20 protein-coding genes are annotated in these 20,354 nt (G+C 65.1%); 5 read left to right on the top strand and 15 right to left on the bottom strand.

Annotated features, from left to right (window positions below):
* Positions 1–65 precede the first annotated feature (65 nt).
* The 5 genes from QZ613_RS03470 to QZ613_RS03490 form a co-directional block, all read right to left on the bottom strand.
* On the bottom strand, positions 66–2,774 hold the full coding sequence (locus tag QZ613_RS03470) for a cation-transporting P-type ATPase (RefSeq protein WP_043563599.1): 2,709 nt from the start codon (positions 2,772–2,774) through the stop codon (positions 66–68).
* A gap of 150 nt (positions 2,775–2,924) precedes the next feature.
* Entirely contained in the window at positions 2,925–3,809 is an 885-nt protein-coding gene (htpX, locus tag QZ613_RS03475) for a protease HtpX (protein WP_043563597.1), read from the bottom strand.
* A complete protein-coding gene (locus tag QZ613_RS03480; RefSeq protein ID WP_291981516.1) occupies positions 3,806–4,711 on the bottom strand; it encodes an ion transporter in 906 nt (301 codons plus the stop codon). Before QZ613_RS03480 ends, htpX begins: the two co-directional genes overlap by 4 nt.
* Before the next feature lie 7 nt (positions 4,712–4,718).
* Entirely contained in the window at positions 4,719–5,294 is a 576-nt protein-coding gene (locus QZ613_RS03485; RefSeq protein ID WP_291981518.1) for a YqaA family protein, read from the bottom strand.
* Between the two features lie 314 nt (positions 5,295–5,608).
* Positions 5,609–5,989 carry an HPF/RaiA family ribosome-associated protein gene (locus QZ613_RS03490; protein WP_043563591.1) on the bottom strand — a complete coding sequence of 127 codons (381 nt, stop codon included), beginning with the start codon at positions 5,987–5,989 and terminating at the stop codon, positions 5,609–5,611.
* Positions 5,990–6,106: 117 nt separating this feature from the next.
* Between QZ613_RS03490 and nhaR the strand changes: the two genes are divergently transcribed.
* Entirely contained in the window at positions 6,107–7,051 is a 945-nt protein-coding gene (gene nhaR, locus QZ613_RS03495) for a transcriptional activator NhaR (RefSeq protein ID WP_043563873.1), read from the top strand.
* 26 nt (positions 7,052–7,077) lie between these two features.
* On the opposite strand, the gene QZ613_RS03500 is transcribed toward nhaR, so the two are convergent.
* From QZ613_RS03500 to QZ613_RS03525, 6 genes are read right to left on the bottom strand one after another with little or no spacing between them, the layout of a single operon-like run.
* Positions 7,078–7,431 (bottom strand): Na+/H+ antiporter subunit G, encoded by a 354-nt coding sequence (locus tag QZ613_RS03500; RefSeq protein WP_043563587.1) that lies wholly within the window; start codon positions 7,429–7,431, stop codon positions 7,078–7,080.
* Positions 7,428–7,697, bottom strand: coding sequence for a K+/H+ antiporter subunit F (locus tag QZ613_RS03505; protein WP_043563585.1), 270 nt, complete (start codon positions 7,695–7,697; stop codon positions 7,428–7,430). Before QZ613_RS03505 ends, QZ613_RS03500 begins: the two co-directional genes overlap by 4 nt.
* Positions 7,691–8,182 (bottom strand): Na+/H+ antiporter subunit E, encoded by a 492-nt coding sequence (locus QZ613_RS03510; RefSeq protein WP_043563583.1) that lies wholly within the window; start codon positions 8,180–8,182, stop codon positions 7,691–7,693. Before QZ613_RS03510 ends, QZ613_RS03505 begins: the two co-directional genes overlap by 7 nt.
* On the bottom strand, positions 8,179–9,696 hold the full coding sequence (locus QZ613_RS03515) for a monovalent cation/H+ antiporter subunit D (RefSeq protein WP_043563580.1): 1,518 nt from the start codon (positions 9,694–9,696) through the stop codon (positions 8,179–8,181). Before QZ613_RS03515 ends, QZ613_RS03510 begins: the two co-directional genes overlap by 4 nt.
* Positions 9,693–10,019 (bottom strand): Na+/H+ antiporter subunit C, encoded by a 327-nt coding sequence (locus tag QZ613_RS03520; RefSeq protein WP_043563578.1) that lies wholly within the window; start codon positions 10,017–10,019, stop codon positions 9,693–9,695. Before QZ613_RS03520 ends, QZ613_RS03515 begins: the two co-directional genes overlap by 4 nt.
* Positions 10,019–12,823 (bottom strand): monovalent cation/H+ antiporter subunit A, encoded by a 2,805-nt coding sequence (locus QZ613_RS03525; protein WP_291902409.1) that lies wholly within the window; start codon positions 12,821–12,823, stop codon positions 10,019–10,021. Before QZ613_RS03525 ends, QZ613_RS03520 begins: the two co-directional genes overlap by 1 nt.
* Positions 12,824–13,122: 299 nt before the next feature.
* Between QZ613_RS03525 and phoU the strand changes: the two genes are divergently transcribed.
* From phoU to phoR, 3 genes are read left to right on the top strand one after another with little or no spacing between them, the layout of a single operon-like run.
* Entirely contained in the window at positions 13,123–13,818 is a 696-nt protein-coding gene (phoU, locus tag QZ613_RS03530) for a phosphate signaling complex protein PhoU (protein WP_043563576.1), read from the top strand.
* Complete coding sequence (gene phoB / locus QZ613_RS03535; RefSeq protein WP_043563574.1) at positions 13,818–14,543, top strand: phosphate regulon transcriptional regulator PhoB; 726 nt, start codon at positions 13,818–13,820, stop codon at positions 14,541–14,543. The genes phoU and phoB overlap by 1 nt, the downstream gene beginning before the upstream one ends.
* Entirely contained in the window at positions 14,540–15,850 is a 1,311-nt protein-coding gene (gene phoR, locus QZ613_RS03540; protein WP_291864734.1) for a phosphate regulon sensor histidine kinase PhoR, read from the top strand. The genes phoB and phoR overlap by 4 nt, the downstream gene beginning before the upstream one ends.
* Before the next feature lie 57 nt (positions 15,851–15,907).
* Here the strand turns inward: phoR and QZ613_RS03545 are convergent, their stop codons facing one another.
* Entirely contained in the window at positions 15,908–17,074 is a 1,167-nt protein-coding gene (locus QZ613_RS03545) for a hypothetical protein (RefSeq protein WP_291902411.1), read from the bottom strand.
* A 167-nt stretch (positions 17,075–17,241) separates the two neighbouring features.
* On the opposite strand from QZ613_RS03545, the gene QZ613_RS03550 reads away from it, so the two are divergent.
* The gene (locus QZ613_RS03550) at positions 17,242–17,724 is read left to right on the top strand and encodes an ecotin family protein (protein ID WP_043563570.1); all 483 of its coding nucleotides are present in this window, start codon (positions 17,242–17,244) and stop codon (positions 17,722–17,724) included.
* Positions 17,725–17,845: 121 nt separating this feature from the next.
* Here QZ613_RS03550 and galU read toward each other — a convergent pair whose 3' ends face one another.
* The 3 genes from galU to QZ613_RS03565 form a co-directional block, all read right to left on the bottom strand.
* The gene (galU, locus tag QZ613_RS03555; protein ID WP_043563568.1) at positions 17,846–18,751 is read right to left on the bottom strand and encodes a UTP--glucose-1-phosphate uridylyltransferase GalU; all 906 of its coding nucleotides are present in this window, start codon (positions 18,749–18,751) and stop codon (positions 17,846–17,848) included.
* 174 nt (positions 18,752–18,925) lie between these two features.
* A complete protein-coding gene (locus QZ613_RS03560) occupies positions 18,926–19,369 on the bottom strand; it encodes a hypothetical protein (RefSeq protein ID WP_291981520.1) in 444 nt (147 codons plus the stop codon).
* Positions 19,366–20,187: an SAM-dependent methyltransferase gene (locus QZ613_RS03565; RefSeq protein ID WP_291864726.1), complete on the bottom strand. Its 822-nt coding sequence runs from the start codon at positions 20,185–20,187 to the stop codon at positions 19,366–19,368. The genes QZ613_RS03560 and QZ613_RS03565 overlap by 4 nt, the downstream gene beginning before the upstream one ends.
* Positions 20,188–20,354: the final 167 nt, after the last annotated feature.

A 20,354-nucleotide genomic window follows, 5' to 3' on the forward strand; every position in this document is an offset into this window, starting at 1 on the left:
TGGCAGTGCTGGCGTCGGCGCAATAGAGCGCCGGGGTCAGTGAGCGCTCATGGTTTGGGGTCCGTTCACATGCTGCGCACCTGCAAGCGCCGCAACACCGCTTTCTCCGCTTCGACGGCGAGGAACTTGCCTGCGCCGAGAGCGACGATGACCAGCCAGGACAGCACATCCAGCGCAGCGGTGTGGAACACCTGTTGCAGAGGCGGGGCGTAGGTGAACAGCAGCTGGAAAACGATCAGGATTACGCTGACCCAGAGGGCAACCGGATTGCCGGTGAGGATCTCGCGGTTGAGAGCCGGGGCGGTAAAGTGGCGGACGTTGAAAAGGTACACCAACTCGCCGATGACCAGCATGTTCACTGCCGCCGTACGCGCCACCTCGACGCTGCTGCCGCGTGCCAGTTCCCATTCGAAGACGGTGAAGGTGACCGCGATCATCAGCACGCTCACGTAGGCGATGCGCGCCGCCAGGACGCCGGTAATCAGCGGCTCGCCGGGGCGTCGCGGTGGCCGGAGCATGACGCCAGGCTCGGCTGGTTCGAAGGCCAGGGCCAGCGCCAGGGTGACCGCGGTGATCATGTTCACCCACAGAATCTGGCCGGCGGTGACCGGCAGCGCCAGCCCGAGAAAGACTGCCAGCAGGATCACGCCGGCTTCGCCGCCGTTGGTCGGCAGGATGAACAACAGCGATTTCTTGACGTTGTCGAAGACCACGCGGCCTTCGCGCACGGCGCGCGCGATGGTCGCGAAATTGTCGTCGGTGAGTACCAGGTCGGCCGCTTCGCGGGCGGCATCGGTCCCCTTGAAGCCCATCGCCACGCCGATGTCGGCGGCTTTCAGCGCCGGTGCGTCGTTGACCCCGTCACCAGTCATTGCCACCAGTTCGCCCTGGGCCTGCAGCGCGCCTACCAGGCGCAGCTTGTGCTCCGGGCTGGCACGGGCAAAGACGTCGGTGTCGAGGGCGTGGCGCCGCAGCGCCTCGTCGTCGAGCGCGCCGATCATGTCACCGGTCAGGGCATGATCCGCATTCAACCCCAGTTGCCGGCCGATGGCCGCTGCGGTGACCGCGTGGTCACCGGTAATCATCTTGACGCGCAGGCCGGCGCGCTGGCATTCGGCGACGGCGGCGATCGCTTCCTCGCGCGGGGGGTCGATCAGGCCGATCAGTCCGAGCAAGGTGAAGCGCGGAGCGATGTCGTCCATCGCCAGCGCCGTCGTGTCGGCCGGCATTTGGCGGCGCGCCAGCGCGAGCACTCGCTGTCCCGCACCGGCCGCACGATGCATGCGCGTTTGCCAGGCGTCACGGTCAAGCGGCTGACCGCTGCCATCATCGGTGCACAGGTCGAGCACCCGCTCCGGTGCGCCCTTGAGCAACACGGCGGTGTGTCCGGTGTGGTCATGGTGCAGCGTGGCCATGAAGCGATGTTCCGACTCGAACGGGATCTCGTCGACCCGAGGGTGCGTTTTAGCGAGCTGGGCGGGGTCTAGCCCGGCCTTGCGCGCGAGCGTCAGCAATGCGCCTTCGGTGGGGTCGCCAACGAGTTGCCAGCCGCTATCGGCGCTGCGCTTGAGTTGGGCGTCGTTGCACAACAAGGCGCAGCGGGCCAGTTCCTGCAGGGCCTCGTCGCGCTGCGCGTCTACGGTCGCGCCGTCGCGGCTGAAACCTCCCTCGGGCGCGTAGCCGGCGCCGCTCACTTCCAGGGAATGTGCGGGCAGCATGACGCACACGGCGGTCATCTCGTTCCTGGTCAGCGTGCCGGTCTTGTCCGAGCAGATGACGGTGACCGAACCGAGGGTCTCGACCGCCGGCAGGCGCCGGACGATGGCGTGCTGGCGGGCCATGACGCGGGTGCCGATGGCCAGGACGATGGTGACGATCGCCGGCAGACCTTCGGGGATTGCCGCCACCGCCAGACCGACGACGGCGAGAAAGATCTCCAGCACGGGCATGTCCTGGACCAGATGGCCGTACAGGAAAGTGAGCAGTCCGACGACCAGGATGAACAAGGTGATCTGGCGGGCGAACTGATCGAGCCGGCGGGTGAGCGGCGTCGCCAGGGTGCGCGTAGCCCCGACGAGGAGCCCGATGCGTCCGATCTCGGTCGCCTGTCCGGTGCCGACGACAAGGCCCTGTCCCTGGCCAAAACTGACCACGGTTCCGGAAAACGCCAGGCACAGGCGATCACCGATCGCGGCGTCGGCTGTCACCGCTTGCGTGCGCTTCTCCGCGGGTACCGATTCACCGGTCAAGGCCGCCTCATTGACACGCAGGTTCTTCACCCGCAGCAGGCGCAGGTCGGCCGGAACGCGTGCCCCCGATTCGAGAAAGACGATATCCCCGGGAACCAGCAGCGAGGCGTCGATTTCGTGCCGCTCGCCCTCGCGCAGGACGGTGGCGCGACTGGCCAGCATCGCGCTCACCGCTTCCAGCGCTTTCTCCGCCTTGCCTTCCTGAACGAAACCGATAACGGCGTTGATCAGCACCACGCCGACGATTACTCCGGCGTCGATATAGTCTCCGAGTGCGAAGGTGACGGTGCCGGCAGCCAGCAGCACATAGATCAAAGGGTTGTGGAACTGCAGAGCAAAGCGCAGGCAGGGCCCGCGCCGCTTGGGCGGTGGCAGACGGTTGCGCCCATGTTGTTCGAGACGCTCGGCGGCGCCTTGCTGGCTGAGACCCGTGGCAGCAGCGACCGCCAGCCTGTGCAAGGCATCGGCGACAGGCAGCGAGTGCCAGGCTGGAGAGTTGTCGGATGCTGCACGCGGTATGGACATAGGTCACCTCAAGCGAAAAGCGTCGGATTCCCAACAGGCTTCGGATTTCAAGCTCGACTCACGCGATGAGTTTCCTCCGGAAATTTGTCTTCCGGGCGCCAGGGTACAAGCACAACGGAAACGAAGGAAGTACGGTGTTCACGAGTGGCTTCATGCGTGCCCCGCACTGCTGCGCAGCGCCGCGATGCGTTCGGCCAGCGGCGGGTGGGTCATGAAGAGGCGCTTGATGCCGCCGCCGCCACCGCCGCTGATGCCGAAGGCCGCCATTTTCTCCGGCAGGGGCGCGGGATGCAGCGAATTCAGCCGCTCCAGCGCGGCGATCATGTGCTGCCGCCCGGCGAGCGCGGCGCCGCCCCGGTCGGCGTGGAATTCGCGCTGGCGCGAGAACCACATGACGATGATAGAAGCGAGAACGCCGAGCACCAGTTCGGCGACGATCATGGTGACGAAGAAGGCCGGCCCGTGGCCGCGCTCGGTCTTGAACACGACGCGATCGACCAGGTGGCCGATGACGCGCGAGAGGAACATGACGAAGGTGTTCACCACGCCCTGGATCAGCGCCAGCGTGACCATGTCGCCGTTGGCGACGTGGGCGATTTCATGACCGATGACGGCTTCGGCTTCTCGCTTCGACATCTGCTGCAAGAGGCCGCTGGAAACGGCGACCAGGGAACTGTTCCTGCTCATGCCGGTGGCGAAGGCGTTGACCTCGGGGGTGTCGAAAATGCCCACCTCGGGCATCTTGATGCCGGCTTTGGCCGAGTACGTGCGCACCGTTTCCAGCAGCCACGATTCGGTCGAGTTGGTCGGCGTTTCGATCACCTGCACCCCCATCGCCCGCTTCGCCGACCACTTGGAGATGGCGAGCGAGATGAAGGAACCGCCGAAACCCATGACGGCAGCGAAGATCAGCAGCGAAGTGAGATTCAGGCCATTGGCGTTGAGATAGGGCTCGACGCCCAGGAGGCGCATGCTGACCGACAACACCAGCACGATGGCCATGTTGGTGGCGAGGAAGAGAAAGACGCGTTTCATGGGTTCTCCTTTGCGGTGGGGTCTGACGACGGGGTTTGGAGAAAGCCGGACGGAGCGGTTGCGCCGACCGAGAGCATGGATTGGAGGGCGCGGATTTCATCGCGCAGGCTGCGCATCTCGGCGTGCAGGTCGGCCTCGATGTGCTCGCGGGCCGCTTTCACGGCCAGTCGCGTGTCGTGCTGCTCGGCGTCGGTGTAGCTTTGCATGGCGTTGACGATGATAGCGATGAACAGGTTGAGCATGGTGAAGGTGGCCACCAGGATGAAGGTGACGAAGAAAGCCCAGGCGTAGGGGAAGTTCTCCATCACCGGGCGGGCGATGCCCATCGACCAACTCTCCAGGGTCATGATCTGGAACAGGGTATACAGCGAGCGGCCGAGGTCGCCGAACCATTCCGGGTGGGTCGCGGCGAACAGCTTGGTGGCAATTACCGCGAACACGTAATAGACGATGAGCAGCACCAGGGCGATCGAGCCCAGGCCCGGAATCGCCGCCAGCAAGGCGCCGACCACGCGGCGCATCGACGGCACCATGGTCAAAAGGCGCAACACCCGCAGCACCCGCAGCGCCCGCAGTACGGCCAGCGGCCCGGTCGCCGGGACCAGCGCGATGGTGACCACGGCGAAATCGAATACGCTCCACGGGTCGCGCCAGAAGGCCGCGCGGTGGGCGTAAAGGCGCAAAACGATTTCGACGACGAACACCCCCAGGATGGTGCTGTCCAGCAGGACGATCAGCCCGCCGGCTGCCGCCATCGCGCTGGCCGAGGTTTCCAGCCCCAGCAAGGCGGCATTGAGCAGGATCAGGGCGATGATGAAGTTCTGCACCCGCGGCCGCTCGACCCAGGCGCGTATGCGCTCGCGTGAGTCGCGTGCCCGAGGGTCATTGAGGTTCGTGCTCATGGTCGTTTCAGCGAACCACCAGATAGGCCAGCGCCAGCAGCGCCACCGTTGCCCAGCCCAGGCGGTCCATATGGCGGTGCAGGGCGGCCTCCATGCGCTCACCGCCCCAGGCCATCAGCCCGGCGACGAGGAAAAAACGCGCACCGCGCCCGATCAGCGAAGCGGCGACGAAAGGCAACAGGGCCAGCGACAGGGCGCCGGCGGCCATAGTGAACACCTTGTAGGGAATCGGCGAGAAGCCGGCGATGAACACCGCCCAGAAGCCCCAGCGTTCGAACCAATCGACCGCCGTCTGATAGGCTGGCCAGTAACGGCTGTCCTGCAGCCAGGGAAGTACGGCGTCGATGGCGAAGTGGCCGATGGCGTAGCCGAAGAGCCCGCCGGCGACCGAGGCCAGCGTGGTCAGGAGGGCGAGACGCCAGGCCTGTCGCGGCTGTGCGAGGCACATCGGCGCGAGCATCACGTCCGGCGGGATCGGGAAGAACGAGGACTCGGCAAAACTCATGCCACCCAGATACCAGGGGGCGTGCGGATGCCGCGACCAGATCATGGCCCGGCGATAGAGTGATGAAAACAGTTTCATTGGCGGAACTCGTGGCGTTGGACAGTTTGGCAGGGTGCGAGTGCGGTGGCTACGACGAAGGCATCCCGTACCGCGTGCCGGCTGCCGATCACTATTCCCGAACAGCCGAGATGCCCGGCCAGGGCAATGACCTGATCGACGGCCTCACCCATCGCCACGTGCAGTCGCCACGGCAGGGCTTTCGAAACTGTCGATGCTGGCGGTCAAGGAAGGCTCCCCCCTCTTGCCGCAGGTCAGCGTCATGACCTGGCCGGCGTCCCGTGTTGCCGCCTTCTGCCGCTGCGCAGGAGAACCCGAGCCCATGACGATGGCTGTCAGCGGTCGGTAGGCAGGGCGCTGCACGGCGTTTCCTCGGTGAGCGGTTGTTGCCGAGTGGCTGAGATCATGGGGAAATCGCGTCGCCGCGCCAGGTGGCGATCGAGTGCACGGCCGATGCGTGCGCTGGCGCGGTCGATGGCCAGGTAAAGATCGCTCTGGATATCCTCGACGATCAGGGCAGGAGCGCCCTTGAGGCGCACTTCGATGCCGCAACATCTGTCCTTGCCGCCGCGCGGGCCATCGACCTCGGAAAGGCGGACGACGATGCGCGTGAAGACGTCCCGGCCATGGTTCAGGGCGTGGGCGAGGCGCGCGGCGAGGTGTTGGCGCAGCGCGTCGGTAAGAGGGAGGTCTTGAGCTTGGATTTTCAGGTTCATGGCATTCCGCTGGCTGGACGGGACGACGACAGCTGGATTATGGGCATTGGGCAGGTTCGACACAAATAGATATAACTATGGGTTATGATCGAAAAATACGAACATATGGAGGGCGGCATGCTCAACTACAAGCATTTGCATTACTTCGTCAGTGTCGCCCGCTCGGGTGGTGTCACCCGCGCGGCGGAGCGCCTGCATCTGACGCCGCAGACGCTTTCCGGGCAAATTTCCCAGTTCGAGGAACGGCTCGGCGTGGCGCTGTTCCGGCGCGTCGGGCGCCGACTGGAACTCACCGAAACGGGAAAACTTGCGCTCTCCTACGCCGAGGAGATCTTCCAGACCGGGGCCGAGCTGGAAGACCTGCTGAAGAATGGCGCCGAGGAGCGGTTCATCACCTTCCGCGTCGGCATCGCCGACGTCGTGCCGAAATTCATCGCCCATCGTCTGCTTGCGCCGGTACTGGGACTTCCCACGGCCGTGCGCCTGATCTGTCAGGAGGACCGGCTGGAACGTCTGCTGGCGGATCTGGCGATCCATCGTCTCGACATGGTGCTGGCCGCCCGCCCGATGCCGCCGGGTACGGAGATCAAGGGCTACAGCCATCCGCTAGGCGAATCGGGCGTCGCTTTCATGGCTGCGCCCGCGTTGGCGGCGCGACTGACGGGCGACTTCCCGGACTGCCTGGATGGCGCGCCCTTGCTCCTGCCCGGGCGTGATAGTGCCCTTCACGGCGCCCTGCCGCGCTGGCTGGAGCGCGAGGGGATGCGTGTGCGCATCGTCGGCGAGTTCGACGACAGCGCCTTGATGAAGGCTTTCGGCGAAGCCGGTGCCGGGGTCTTCCCGACGCCAGCGGCCAGCGTCCCGGACGTGACGGCGCATTACCAGGTCGTCAAGCTGGGCGAAACGGAGGAGCTTCGCGAGCGATTTTTCCTCATTTCGGCCGAGCGGCGGTTGACCCATCCCGCAGCGCGGGCGGTCAGCGAGAACGCGCGCAGCGGAGTGTTCACGCCGCCGCAAGGCCCGGCGAACACGACGTCGCAGCAGGATACGCAGCGAGGTTGAAAGGTCGGCCCGGGCGGGGTTTCCTCTCAGTGCGGCCCCGGCTCCTGCTCGCCTGTCTGCGCTGGCTGCCCGGAATTGCGCCCGCTCGATTGCCGATGGAGCGCCGCTTTGGCCAGCAGGTGTGCCGTCACCGGCGCGGTGATGAAGAGGAAGAACAAGGGGGCCAGCTCGTGCAGGCTGATTCCTTCGCTGTCCTGTAGCGAAAAGAAAATCGCCGAAGCGAGCAACGTTGCGCCGACGCCCATGGTCGTGGCTTTGGTCGGGCCGTGCAGACGCATGAGAAAGTCCGGGAGACGGGCGAGACCGACGGAGCCGAGCAGCGCGAACAGCGCGCCGACAATGATCAGCGCGGCGATGATGGCTTCGGTGGCCGCGCTCATTCGCTGATATCTCCACGCAAGAGGAACTTGCACAGCGCGATGGTGCCCACGAAGCCAAGCAGCGCGAGCAGCAGTGCGACCTCGAAGTAGGCGGTGCTGTTGGTGCTGATTCCGTAGAGTACGAGCAGGGCGATGCTGTTGATTCCCAGGGTGTCGAAAGCCAGGATGCGATCGGTCGTGTCCGGGCCGACGAGCAGGCGGTAGACGTTCAGCGCCAGTGCGCTGGCAATCATGACGAAAGCGATTTCGACGGCGGCATTCAGCATGCAAACATCTCCTTGAGGGCCTGTTCGTAGCGCTCCTTGATCTCGCTGATCAGCGCCTCCGGATTGGGCGCGTCGAGGGCGTGTACCAGCAGCACCCAGCGCTGCTGGTCGACGTCGATCGATACCGTTCCCGGGGTCAAGGACACGATACTCCCCAGTAGCGTGGCGATAAACGGGTCGCGCAGATCGAGGGGTACCTCGACGAAAGCCGGTGACAGCCGGTGTAGCGGCCCGATGATCTGGCGCGCAACGCGCCAGTTGGCGGTGACGATGTCGAGTCCGAAGAGACCCATGAAGCGCAATGCCCGCCAGGGACGGACGAGCGGCGGGGGGTCGGGCCAGAAGTCATGGGTCAGCAAGGGGATGACGATTGCCAACACGGCGCCGAGGACGAGCACGCCCAACGATGCGGCGTTGGTGATCACCGCCCAGAGCAGGAACACCATCAGCGACAGGCGCGGGTGTGGCAGGATGGCGCGCATCATGGTCTTGTCCCGTGGCCGGTGGTCGTTGCGCCTGCTCCGAGAACGCCCGTCACGTAGGCGCCAGGTGCATGCAGTTGAGCGGATGCGCGCGCGGCGTAGTCGGCTAGCGGGCGCGCACCGACCGCCAGCAGCGGCCCGGCAGCGACCAGCAGCAGGGTCGCCGTCGCCCGTTGCCAGCCGACGGGCTCGCCCGGCAGCGATCTCGCCGCCGCCTTGTGTTTCCAGATCAGATAGCAGCCGTCACGGGCCAGCGCGGCCATGACGATGAAACCCGAGATCAGTATCACTACCCAGATAGCGCTTCCCGCTTCGACGTCGCGCGTGCTGGTCAACAGCATCAGCTTGCCGACGAAGCCGGAAAACGGGGGCAGGGCGGCGGCCGTGGTGGCCACGATCAGGAAGGCGATTTTCAGCCAGGTGGCGCGCAGTGGCGGGCCGGCCAGGAACTGGTCGGCGACCTTGCCGCGCTGCTCGGCGATCAGGCCTGCGAGCAGGAAGAAAGCGGCGCCGGCAAGGGTCGATTGCAGCAGGTAGTAGAGCGCTGCGGCGCTGACTTCGGTACTTGCCTGCGCGGGCGTCACCAGCAGGGTGCCGGCCGACAGCAGGACCAGCCACGCGATAAGCGCCTGCAGGCGGGCGGCAGCCAGCGCGCCGAGGGCGGCGAAGGCGACGGTGGCCAGCGCCAGGGTGGTCAACCAGTTGTCGAGAAGGTCGGGCATCACCGGTTCGAGGGCGATCGCCTGTACGCGCAGGATGGCGACGATGCCGACCTTGGTCATGATCGCAAAGAGCGCGGCCACCGGTGCGCCGGCAGCGCTATAGGTGTGTGGCAGCCAGAACGATAGCGGCAACAGACCGGCCTTCAGTGCGAAGACCGCGATCAGCAGTGCGAAGGCCAGTCTGGCGAGTGCACGATCATGGCCGGGCAGGGTCAGAACGCGCGCTACATCGGCCAGGTTCAGCGTGCCCAGCGTGCCGTAGATCAAGCCCAGCGCGATCAGGAAAAGCGCCGAGCCGACCAGATTGAGCACCACGTAGGTGATCCCGGCGCGCGTGCGGGCCAGGCCGCCGCCGTGCGCGAGCAGCACGTAGGAGGCGAGCAGCATGATTTCGAAGAAGACGAAGAGGTTGAACAGGTCGCCGGTGAGAAACGCGCCGAGCAGGCCGAGCAGTTGAAACTGGAACAAGGGGTGGAAGTGAATCCCCTCGTCGTCGAAGCCGGCGCTGGCATAGAGCAGGACCACGAAGCCGAGCACGGCGGTGAGCAGGGTCATTGCGGCGGCCAGGCGGTCGACGACGAGGACAATGCCAAAGGGCGCCGGCCAGTCGCCAAGGGCATAGACGCGCAGCACGCCGTCGTCGGCGAGCAGCGTCAGCCAGCTGGCGACGAGCACGAGGAGCGCCGTGGCCAGCAGTCCGACCGCGCGCTGGAACGAGAGGCGGCCGGACGCCATCTGCAGCAGCGCTGCAGCCAGGGGGATCAGAAGCGGCAGAATGGGCGCGTTGGCGTTCATGGTCCCTTGTGGGCGTCGACGTGGTCGGCTCCCGATTCGGATAAGGCGCGCAAGGCAAGGATCGCCAGATAGGCGGTCATCCCGAAACCGATAACGATGGCGGTGAGCACCAGTGCCTGCGGCAAGGGGTCGGCATAGCTTGCGCCGGCGCGAATCAGCGGCGGGGCATCGATGCGCAGGCGGCCGCTGGCAAAGAGAAAGAGGTTCACCGCGTAGGACAGCAGGGTCAGGCCGAGCAGGACGGGGAAAGTGCGCGAGCGCAGGATGAGGAACACGCCGCAAGCGGTGAGCACGCCGATGGCAATCGACAGCAAGACTTCCATCAGTTCCCCGCCTCCTGGTTGTGTGCGCGTGCCGATAGTCGGCCCAGGCCGGAAAGTACCGTCACCACGACGGTGACCACCACTACATATACACCGAGATCGAAGATCATCGCCGAAGCCAGTTCGAACTCGCCGATCAGCGGCAGCGAGACATGGCCGTGGGCAGTGGTCAGAAAAGGCCGCTCGAAGAGCCAGCTCGCCATTCCCACTCCGCTTGCCAGCAGCAGCCCCAGCGAGAGCAGCCCGGCCGAATTGCGTGGCATGCGTCGCTGCGCAAAGACGTTGCCATTGGCCAGGTATTGCACGACCAGCGCGACGCTGGTGATCAGGCCGGCGACGAAACCACCGCCGGGCACGTTGTGTCCGCGCAGGAAGATGTAGACCGAAATGGTCAGCGACAAGGGCAGCAAGGGGCGCATCATCATCGCTAGAAATAGCGGGTGGGCTTCGCTCGACCAGGGGCGTCCATCGCTATCGAGTCGTGGTGCGGTCAGGATCAGCCGGTCGAGGAGCGCGTGGGAAGCCAGGGCGACCAGGGCCAGGACGGTGATTTCGCCGAGAGTATCGAAACCTCGGAAGTCCACCAGGATCACATTGACGACGTTCGTACCGCCGCCGCCGGGAACCGCTTCGCGAAGATAGAAACCGGAAATCGTCGCGAACGGTGCGGCGAGCATCTGCAGGGTAATCAGCGCCATGCCGCCGCCGGCAAACATGGCCAGCAGCAGGTCGCGTGTCAGGCGACTGGCACTGCTTCTCGGCGCTTCGCGTACAGGAAGAAAGTAGAGTACCAGCAGCATCAGAATGATGGTTCCTGTCTCGACCGCCAACTGGGTCAGCGCCAGGTCGGGTGCCGACAGGCGGACGAAGATCAGCGCCACGATCAGGCCGACGATGCCGACGAGAATCACGGCCAGCAAGCGTTTCCGATACAGCAGCGTGCCACCCATGCTGCCCACCAGCAGCGCGAACAGGGCGAGGTAGGCTGCTTCGCCAGCGGGTTGGCTGGGTAGCCGGACAGTCGCGGCAGGCCCCGAGAAGAACGCCCAGCTGCCGAGCACCAGGATGAAACTGAATAACAGCGCGTTGTAGCGCTGCAGAGAGCCGTTGTCGAGCAGCGCGACGAGGCGTCGCGCAGCGCCGGCGAGCAGCCGGTAGCCGCGTTCGAAGGCCGTGCGCGGGCGTAGTGGCGGCAGCTGTTCCTGCCACGCAAAGAGCGGACCGCGCATTGCGTAGATGAAAACGCCACCGGCTAGCGCCAGCAGGCTCATCATCAAGGGCCGATTGAAGCCGTGCCACAGCGCCAGTTCGAATTCCGGCAATGGCGCCTGCAACGCGGCGGCGGCGGCGACGTCAAGCAGCGGCGCGACGGTCCATCCGGGAAAGACGCCGACGAGCAGACAAAGGAGCACCAGCAGTTCGATCGGCGCACGCATCCAGCGGGGTGGCTCGTGCGGCTGGCGCGGCAGGTCGATCGGCTCGCCATTGAAGAAGACGTCGTGCACGAAGCGCAGGGAGTAGGCGACGGCAAGCATGCCGGCGATCGTGGCGACCAGCGGCAGCAGCCAGGAGACGGCTTCGAACTGCGGGTGACCGACCGTTTCGGCGAAGAACATCTCCTTGCTCAGGAAGCCGTTCAGCAGCGGTACGCCGGCCATCGAGCCGGCGGCAATGATGGCCAGGGCGGCAGTGATCGGCATGCGCTTGAACATGCCATTGACGCGGCGCATGTCGCGTGTGCCGCATTCGTGGTCGATGACCCCGGCGGCCATGAACAGCGAGGCCTTGAAAATCGCGTGGTTGATGATGTGGAAGACGCCAGCGACGATGGACAGCGGCGTGTCGAGGCCGAACAGCAGGGTGATCAGACCCAGGTGACTGATCGTCGAGTAGGCGAGCAGGCCCTTGATATCGTGTCGAAAGAGCGCCGTCGCCGCGGAATAGACCAGGGTCACCGCGCCGGTGCCGCTGACCAGCCAGAACCAGGCGTCGGTACCGCCGAGTGCCGGATGCAGGCGGGCGAGCAGGAAGACGCCCGCCTTGACCATGGTCGCCGAATGCAGGTAGGCCGATACCGGCGTCGGCGCCGACATCGCGTTCGGCAACCAGAAGTGGAAGGGGAACTGCGCCGACTTGGTAAACGCGCCGAGCAGGATGAGGATCAGCGTCGGTATGTAGAGTGCGTGTGCGCGAATCTGATCGCCGGCCGCGAGAATCACCGAAAGCTCGTAGCTGCCGGCGATATGGCCAAGGAGGAGGATGCCGGCGAGCAGTGCTAGGCCGCCGCCGCCGGTGACCGCCAGGGCCATGCGGGCACCAATCCGCGACTCGTACTTGTCGTGGCTGTAGGCGACGAGCAGGAACGACGAGAGACTGGTGATCTCCCAGAAAACGAGGAGCAGGAGCAGGTTTTCGGAAAGCACGACGCCGAGCATCGCGGCCATGAAGAGGAGCAGAATCGAATAGAAGCGCCCCATGCGGTCGCTGCCCGGCAGATAGTAGAACGCATAGAGCACGACGAGCAGGCCGATGCCGCAAATCAGCAGGCTGAAGAGCAGCCCGAGACCATCCATGCGCAGGCCGAGGTCCAGTCCGTAGGTGGGAAGCCAGTGCACGCGTGCGACCTGCGTTTCGCCGGCGAAGACGGCGGGCGCCAGCCGCAGCACCAGCGCGAGGCAGGTGCCGATCACCGCTGCCGCGGCCACGGTGGCGGCGACGCGTCCGAAGCGCTGCAGCAGCAGCGGCAGCAGGAAAGTGGCAAAGGCCATGCCGGGAATGGCCAGGAGCAGCAGGTTCGAATTCACAAAGGCCGATCCAGGAGTGAATTGTCCGGGGGTGACTCGGAGGTGCCGAAGATGCGACTATTACAGAAACTGGAGTTGTCCGCTGGCTTCATCGCAGGGAGTGTTCTGCTCGCCAGCATCGCAGGTCCTGGCGGAGCACAACAGCGGTGTCGCTGGGCCGGATTATAGCCGTCTGCTGAATCTGGTGGCCGACGCGAAGTCAGTGGCCGCTCCGGGCAGGCGGGCTGCGTCATCGCGCCGAAACATTGGCGGCGTAGTCTGCCGGCTGTCCTTCTCACTGCCCACACGAGCCCAAGCCAATGAGCGACCACCTCAGCAAACAGTTCGATCTGGAACTTGAACACATTCGCACGCGCCTCCTGCAGATGGGTGGCCTGGTCGAAAATCAGGTGCAGGCGGCGATCGATGCCTTCAGCAGCGGCAATCTGGAGGCGATGCAGCAGGTGATCGACAGGGACTGCGAAGTGGACGCCAACGAGGTTGGCATCGACGAGGACTGTACGCTGTTGATCGCTCGCCGGCAGCCGACGGCACGCGATCTGCGCCTGGTGATGGCCGTCTCACGAATTGTCACCGACCTCGAGCGTGTCGGCGACAAGGCGGCGAAAATCGCCAATATGTCACGCAAGCTGCACCAGGGCGGTAACCAGCGCATCCCGCGCCTGTCCGATATCCGGCATTGCGGCCGCCTGGCCACCGACATGTTGCAGAGCGCCCTCGATTCGCTGGCGCGGATGGATGTCGCCGCGGCACGGCAGGTCATCGGTGCGGACAAGGCGATCGATGCCGCGTTCAACGCGATCCTGAGGCAGTTGATCACTTACATGATGGAGGACCCGCGGACGATCAGCGAGGCACTGGACATCATCTGGATTGCCAAGGCCATCGAACGGGTCGGCGATCACGCGGCGAACATTGCCGAAAACGTGATCTACATCGTCAGCGGCGTAGACGTTCGGCATAGCGGGGCGGCGCGCAAGGTGGCGAGCGAGTGATGACGCGCACGAAGGCCAGTTTGCCGCAGGTTCTTGTCGTCGAGGACGACAAGGGAATTCAGGAATTGCTGCGCTTTACGCTGCTGCGCGGTGGCTATGAGCCGCTCTGCGCAGACAGCGCCGAGCAAGCCGAGACCTTGTTGCGCGAGACGCTGCCGGAGCTCGCGCTGGTTGACTGGATGCTGCCCGGGAAGTCGGGTCTGGCGCTGATTGGCCGGCTGCGCGGCGAGGCTCGCACGCGCGGCCTGCCGGTCATCCTGCTCACCGCGCGTGGTGAGGAACCGGACCGCGTCGCCGGGCTCGAAGGTGGTGCCGACGATTACATCGTCAAGCCCTTCAGTCCGAAAGAGCTTCTCGCCCGCGTGCAGGCAGTGCTGCGGCGTTGCGCTCCGGAGTTCGTCAAGGGGACGCTGCAAGCCGGGCCGATTGAGCTCGATACGGTCAGTCACGCGGCAAGTGTCGATGGCCAGCGAATCAGCCTGACGCCGACCGAGTTCCGGCTGCTGCGCTTTCTGATGGCCAACCCTGGCCGCGTCTACACGCGGCAGCAGTTGCTCGACAACGTCTGGGGCGATCACGTCTATATCGAAGACCGTACGGTGGATATTCACATTCGCCGCCTGCGCGTTGCGCTCGGCGCTGCGGCCGAGTCGATGGTGGAAACCGTTCGCGGTGCCGGTTATAAACTCGCATCTCGGTCCGGGTCGAACCCGCTGGACTCATGAGCCGGCGTGGGTCGTGGTTTGCAAGGTTTCTGCTCACCGGTCTGCTGCCGATTCTTGGCCTCGCCCTGCTGGCCTGGATCAGCCAGGGTGCAGCGTGGGGCTGGGCGGTTGCAGCGCTCGGCTTCGCCGTGCTGGCTTGCGTGCACGCCAGGCAGTTGGTGGCACTGCTCGCGTGGCTGGACGCTCCCGAGAAGCGCGCGTTTCCGCACGCCGGTGGCGCCTGGGGCGAAGTCCTGGGCAAGCTCTCGGGAAGGCTGCGTGACGATACGCGCGGTCGCCAGGAAGTCGAGGCGACGCTGCACTCATTCCGCGGTGCCATGGACGCCGTCCCCGATGGCCTGGTGATTGTCGACGCCAGCCATCGCATCCACTGGAGCAATCGCGCCGCCGGCGCGCATCTGGGAATTCATTTGCCGCGCGATAGCGGCGTGATCATCGAGCACCTGGTCCGTACGCCGGGCTTCGCCGAGTACCTGGCCAGTCCGGATGTGCACAGCCCCTTTGTCCTGCAGGCGCCGGCGGCGCGGACGCGCATCTACACCATCCGGGTCGTTCCCCTCGGTGATGCCAACAAGCTGCTGGTCAGCCTGGACGTGACCGATGCCCGGCGCGTGGAATCGATGCGCAGTACCTTCGTGGCCAACGTTTCTCACGAATTGCGCACGCCATTGACCGTGGTCCGTGGTTTTCTCGAGTATTTCACCGACGACGGGGTGGTCGACGGCGAGCAGCGCCAGCAGTTCGCGCGCCTGATGAGTGATCAGACCGCACGCATGTTGACGCTGGTCGACGACCTGCTGACCCTCTCGCGGCTGGAAGCGGAGGACGCGCCGGCGAGCGAAGAGGATGTCGATATGGCGAATCTTCTCGCGCAACTGCAAGCCGAAGGGAAAAGCCTCAGTGACGGTCGCCATCGTCTGGACGTGAATTGCCTGGGACCGGCCTTGCGCGGCAACCGCAAGGAGCTGCACAGCGCTTTCGGCAACCTGGTTTCCAATGCCATTCGCTATACGCCCGCGGGTGGCGAGATCGCTATCGAATGGGCCATGCACGAGGGGGTGGGCGTGTTTTCGGTTCGCGATTCCGGTGTCGGTGTGGCTGCCGAACACCTGCCACGGCTGACCGAGCGCTTTTACCGCGTCGATCGCGGTCGCTCGCGCGACACCGGCGGCACGGGTCTGGGCCTGGCGATCGTCAAGCATATCCTCCTGCGCCATCAGGCGAGCTTGAGCATCGACTCGGAAGTCGGGGCCGGCAGCACCTTTCGCGCCGCATTTCCGGACTGGCGCTTACCAGCGGCGAAGTGAGGCCGAGCTCGAGGCGACGCCTTGCTCCCGTCCAGGCGTCGTCGCGGTGTGCCTCGATCAGCCACCGCCTGGAAAATCGGCGGGCAATCGTCGCGTCGGGTCGTGGTGGTGGTGGCGGTTGAAAGGTTCCTCGTCAGGGAATTCGGGCGCCAGAACTGCCGGCTCGAATGCTTGCGGCTCGGCCGTCGCTGCGCCGAGACCGAGCTCGATCTGATCAGCGATATGCTTGATGCCGGCTAGCACTCCGGTGTCCGGATCGTCAACCAGCTGCCGCCACATCGCCGTCTGTGCCGAATCCAGGGTCGCGCGCAGCTGTGCTTCGAGCGCCGGCTTCTCCTGCGCGTGGGCGATGGCGCCAACGCCGGCGGCGCCCAGCGAGAGGACCATCCCGGCGACACCGCCGACGGCCGCCGCGGCAGCGCTGGCGCCGCCGCTGATCGCCATCTGGTCGATGAGTTTTCTTGCCGCGCGTTCGGCGATTGGCGATATCCGCGCCGCCACGGGCCCGGCGACGACGCGCGAACGCCCCTCGTGCAGGCGCGCCAGCAAGCTTGCATAGGCCGGCAGCCGGCCAACTGGCTGGCTATGCACAAGGTCATAGAGCGAGGCGTCTGGCGCGGCGGGTGTCGCGGCAGCAATGGCCGAAAGGGCCTTCAGTCTGCGCTCGAATTGGGCTCTTGGTACGCCATGGCGCCGCGGCATACCCTGCAGCTGCTCGGCGAGGAGCTTGACGTACAGGTTGGTCGCCTGTTCGGTGACCACGTCGGGGTCGATCTCCTCGGACGCCGGTTCGAGGACCCGCTCGGCGTATTCCTCCTGCAGATACGCGGCCAGGCGTCGTACACTTGCATCGTTGCCATCGCCATCGCCATCGCCATCGCTGCCCCCGTCCCCCATTTTGTACCAGGCAACTTTGATCGACAGCCATTGCTGGGTCCAATAGCCGGTATACCAGGGGATGAAGTCTTCTTCGCCAAGCTCGCGCACGCGGCGCATCCATCCGTCCATCAAGCCGCGCGCAAAGTTCTCGGCCGACTCCCAGGCCACCCGCGACGCGGCGGCAATGTCGTCATCGACCTGCTGCCAGGTGCTTGCGGATACATGGGGCGCGGGAGCCCGCTCGGGCGGCGGTTCGGGAGTTGCGCAGCCGAGCACGGAGAGCAGCAATGCGACGACCAGTGAATGGGCCGTCAGGAGCAGGGTTCTGTAGTATGAAATCGACACGTTTTGCCTGACCACCTATGTGCATGTCAGAACGGGTGCTTCCACACCGGCTGTCACTGATGCAATTATAGTGGGCGAGCAAAGTGCGCCTGGCTCCGAATTCCCGAGCGGCGGGAACGAGCGGCGGCCGGCCCTGCCGCGAGGCTGCGTTACCACAAGGAGAGACTATGAACACGCTTCGTCTGCTGGTTGCTCTGTGCTGCCTGTTTGCTTTGCCAGCGCTTCAGGCAGCCGACGACCTGAAGGCGTTTCCCGCCGCGGAGCAGGGGATGGTTCGCCATGTCCTGCGGCTGCCGCCGCAGGGGGAGGAAGACGAGGCCGATCTGAAGATCGAGCTGGTTGTCGGCAGGACGCTCGAGGTCGATGCGCACAATCGCTACTTCTTCGCTGGCCAGATCGCCAAGGAAACCATCAGCGGCTGGGGATTTCCGCGCTTCATCGTCAGTCCGTTGGGGCCATTGGCGGGCACCTTGATGGCCGTCGATGCGGATACGCCGAAAGTCAGGCGCTTCGTCGCTCTCGGTGGCGAACCGTATCTCATGCGCTACAACAGTCGCCTGCCGATCGTCGTTTACGCGCCCGAAGGCGTCGAAGTCCGTTATCGATTGTGGCGCGCCAGCCCCGGGACGACCGTGATCGACAGGGGGTGAGCAGGCGCGGCAGGCCGACGATCATCCAACGGGCGGGCAGCTTCGTTGCGCGAGTGCGAACCTTCCCGTTTCCGTTGCCCTCGAGCGTATCGAAGGCATTCTGCTTGCCGGTCGGCGTGGGTCAGGCGGTCATTGCCTCGGCGCCGTGCCGGCTGCTTAGCCAGGCAGAGAAGTCAGCGCCAAGTTCGGGGTGTGTCTCGCCGAGCACGACGCTGGCCTGCATCAGGCCGAGCTTGCTGCCGCAGTCGTAGCGCGTGCCGTGGTAGCGGTAAGCGAGGACCTGCTCGGTGTTGAGCAGCGCGGCGATGCCATCGGTGAGCTGAATTTCGCCGCCAGCGCCGCGCGGCTGCTGGCGAATCAGGTCAAAGACCGCCGGCGTCAGGACGTAGCGCCCGGCTACCGCCAGGTTCGAGGGGGCGACGTTCGGCTGGGGCTTCTCGACCAGGCCACTGATTTCCACCAGATCTGCCCCCATTGCCTGCCCCTTGACGATCCCGTAGCGGTGCGTCTGGTTTCTCGGTACCTCCTGCACGGCGAGGATACTGCACTGGTGTGCGGCGAACAGTTCGGTCATCTGTTGCATGATCGGGGGCTCGCCGATCATCAGGTCGTCGGCGAGCAGGACGGCAAAGGGTTCGCCGCGAACCAGACGCTCGGCGCACAACACCGCATGGCCGAGACCCAGCGCCCGCGGCTGGCGCACGTAGACGCAGTCCATGTCGTCGGGCTTGATCGAGTGCACCAGCGCCATCAGCGCGTCCTTGCCGCCGCTGGCGAGTTCTGCCTCCAACTCGTAGGCGGTGTCGAAGTGGTCTTCGATGGCCCGCTTGTTGCGGCCAGTGACGAAGATCATCTCGCGGATTCCAGCGGCGTAGGCTTCTTCGACCGCGTACTGGATCAGCGGTTTGTCCACCACCGCGAGCATTTCCTTGGGGCTGGCCTTGGTCGCTGGCAGAAAGCGCGTACCCAGCCCGGCGACCGGGAAGACTGCTTTCTGAACCAGCAAGTTGTTGTTCTTGGGAGTCATCAGGGTCTCCAGATTGAGTGGTTTGGCGGGGTCGTGGCGTCGTCCTGCCCTGCAGCGCTCGGCTCGTCGACGATCCGCCAATTGTGCCAATCATGGCTTCGGTCAGGTGTGATTTTATCCTCGGCGAGGAGCAACAGGCCCCCGGCTGGATCGACAAAGCCCTCGCGACCTGGGTCAGCTTGCGAAAACGGCGGCCCGATCGGCGGTCCACGCCATGCCGCCGATGACGGCCATTGCCGAGACAATGACGAGCAGCACGCAGCTCGCGAAGTATAGCCTCGGGTGCGCTTCGCGGTCGGCGATCGCCAGGATGTGCAGGGCTCCCCAGGTGACCGCCATGCCAATGAGTAGCGGGATGCCAAGAACCTGCCACTCGACGCTGTTCAGCGACAGCATGCGGCTCTCGCCCCACGGTACGGCGAGAAAGACGCCGAAGGTCCAGAACAGCGCGACGCTGCCTGTGGCGCAGAGTAGCGCGACGCTGCGGGTGATCCACTTTTCCATTCGGTTTCCTTGCCGTTCATTGGTTGCGCTGGCGGTGTCGCGGTTCGCGAAAACAGGGTCGTCGCAGCGCCGGATCACGGTTTCATCAGGATGACGCATCGGCTCGACGGTCAATAGATGAAGCGCTCGCGCAGGTCGTCGAGATTCAGCGCGTGCAGGATCTGTTCCAGTCGCGTGCCGGCGTTGCCGCGTGCCTGGCCGGTATGCCTGGCGATGATCAACTCGTTTTTCAGCGAGTGTTCCCAGCCGACGAGTTCGGTGACCGTCAGCTGATAGCCGCGCGCTTCGAGTTGCAGGCAGCGCAGGGCGTTGGTCAGCTGGCTGCCGAACTCTCGCGTGTGTATCGGATGACGCCAGATTTCCGACAGCGGTGTCTTGGCGAAGGACTCGTTTTTCTTGCTGCGCAGCTGTGCGGCGACTTCCGCCTGACAGCAGGGGACAAGAACAATGAACCGCGCCTGTTTCTCGAAGGCGAAGCGAATGGCGTCGTCGGTGGCGGTGTCGCAGGCGTGTAGCGCGGTGACGATGTCGATTCTCTCGGGCAGGGCTGGGGAATCGATGGCGTTTTCGACGCACAGGTTGAGGAAAGACATGCGCGTGAAGCCGAGTCGCTGGGCCAGCTGGCGCGAACGATCGACCAGTTCCGGTCGCGCTTCGACGCCGTAGATATGGCCGTCGTGCCGGGCCTTGAAGAACAGGTCGTAGAGGATGAAGCCGAGGTACGACTTGCCGGCGCCGTGGTCGGCAAGGGTCAGGCTGCTGTCGGAGGCGACGAGTTCGGCGAGCAGGGGCTCGATGAAGTGGAACAGGTGGTGGACCTGTTTGAGCTTGCGGCGGCTGTCCTGGTTCAGCTTGCCGTCGCGGGTCAGCAGGTGCAGTTCCTTGAGCAGTTCGATCGACTGTCCGGGCCTGATTTCGGGGGGCGGCGGCAAGTTTGTCCTGAGCTGGGTTGACGAGAAACCAGCATTCTAGCGCCCTTGGCTGATCGCGGGGCGGCAGCACAGGTGGCAGGAGGGCGGCAGGACGGTGGCCGAAGCGCGGCAGGAACGGTCAAGCGGTGGGATAATGGCCGCTCTTTCAGTCAGTCTTTGGATCGTGC

This window comes from Candidatus Accumulibacter sp. ACC005 (assembly GCF_907163215.1).
Classification (GTDB): domain Bacteria; phylum Pseudomonadota; class Gammaproteobacteria; order Burkholderiales; family Rhodocyclaceae; genus Accumulibacter; species Accumulibacter regalis.

Coding starts and splice junctions, on each gene's coding strand:
- QZ613_RS03515 (WP_043563580.1), bottom strand. CDS start 9,696: ATGAACGCCAACGCGCCCATTCTGCCGCTTCTGATCCCCCTGGCTGCA.
- nhaR (WP_043563873.1), top strand. CDS start 6,107: ATGCTCAACTACAAGCATTTGCATTACTTCGTCAGTGTCGCCCGCTCG.
- QZ613_RS03520 (WP_043563578.1), bottom strand. CDS start 10,019: ATGGAAGTCTTGCTGTCGATTGCCATCGGCGTGCTCACCGCTTGCGGC.
- QZ613_RS03510 (WP_043563583.1), bottom strand. CDS start 8,182: ATGATGCGCGCCATCCTGCCACACCCGCGCCTGTCGCTGATGGTGTTC.
- QZ613_RS03490 (WP_043563591.1), bottom strand. CDS start 5,989: ATGAACCTGAAAATCCAAGCTCAAGACCTCCCTCTTACCGACGCGCTG.
- QZ613_RS03500 (WP_043563587.1), bottom strand. CDS start 7,431: ATGAGCGCGGCCACCGAAGCCATCATCGCCGCGCTGATCATTGTCGGC.
- QZ613_RS03505 (WP_043563585.1), bottom strand. CDS start 7,697: ATGCTGAATGCCGCCGTCGAAATCGCTTTCGTCATGATTGCCAGCGCA.
- galU (WP_043563568.1), bottom strand. CDS start 18,751: ATGACTCCCAAGAACAACAACTTGCTGGTTCAGAAAGCAGTCTTCCCG.
- htpX (WP_043563597.1), bottom strand. CDS start 3,809: ATGAAACGCGTCTTTCTCTTCCTCGCCACCAACATGGCCATCGTGCTG.
- QZ613_RS03470 (WP_043563599.1), bottom strand. CDS start 2,774: ATGTCCATACCGCGTGCAGCATCCGACAACTCTCCAGCCTGGCACTCG.
- QZ613_RS03480 (WP_291981516.1), bottom strand. CDS start 4,711: ATGAGCACGAACCTCAATGACCCTCGGGCACGCGACTCACGCGAGCGC.
- QZ613_RS03550 (WP_043563570.1), top strand. CDS start 17,242: ATGAACACGCTTCGTCTGCTGGTTGCTCTGTGCTGCCTGTTTGCTTTG.
- QZ613_RS03485 (WP_291981518.1), bottom strand. CDS start 5,294: ATGAAACTGTTTTCATCACTCTATCGCCGGGCCATGATCTGGTCGCGG.
- phoU (WP_043563576.1), top strand. CDS start 13,123: ATGAGCGACCACCTCAGCAAACAGTTCGATCTGGAACTTGAACACATT.
- phoR (WP_291864734.1), top strand. CDS start 14,540: ATGAGCCGGCGTGGGTCGTGGTTTGCAAGGTTTCTGCTCACCGGTCTG.
- phoB (WP_043563574.1), top strand. CDS start 13,818: ATGACGCGCACGAAGGCCAGTTTGCCGCAGGTTCTTGTCGTCGAGGAC.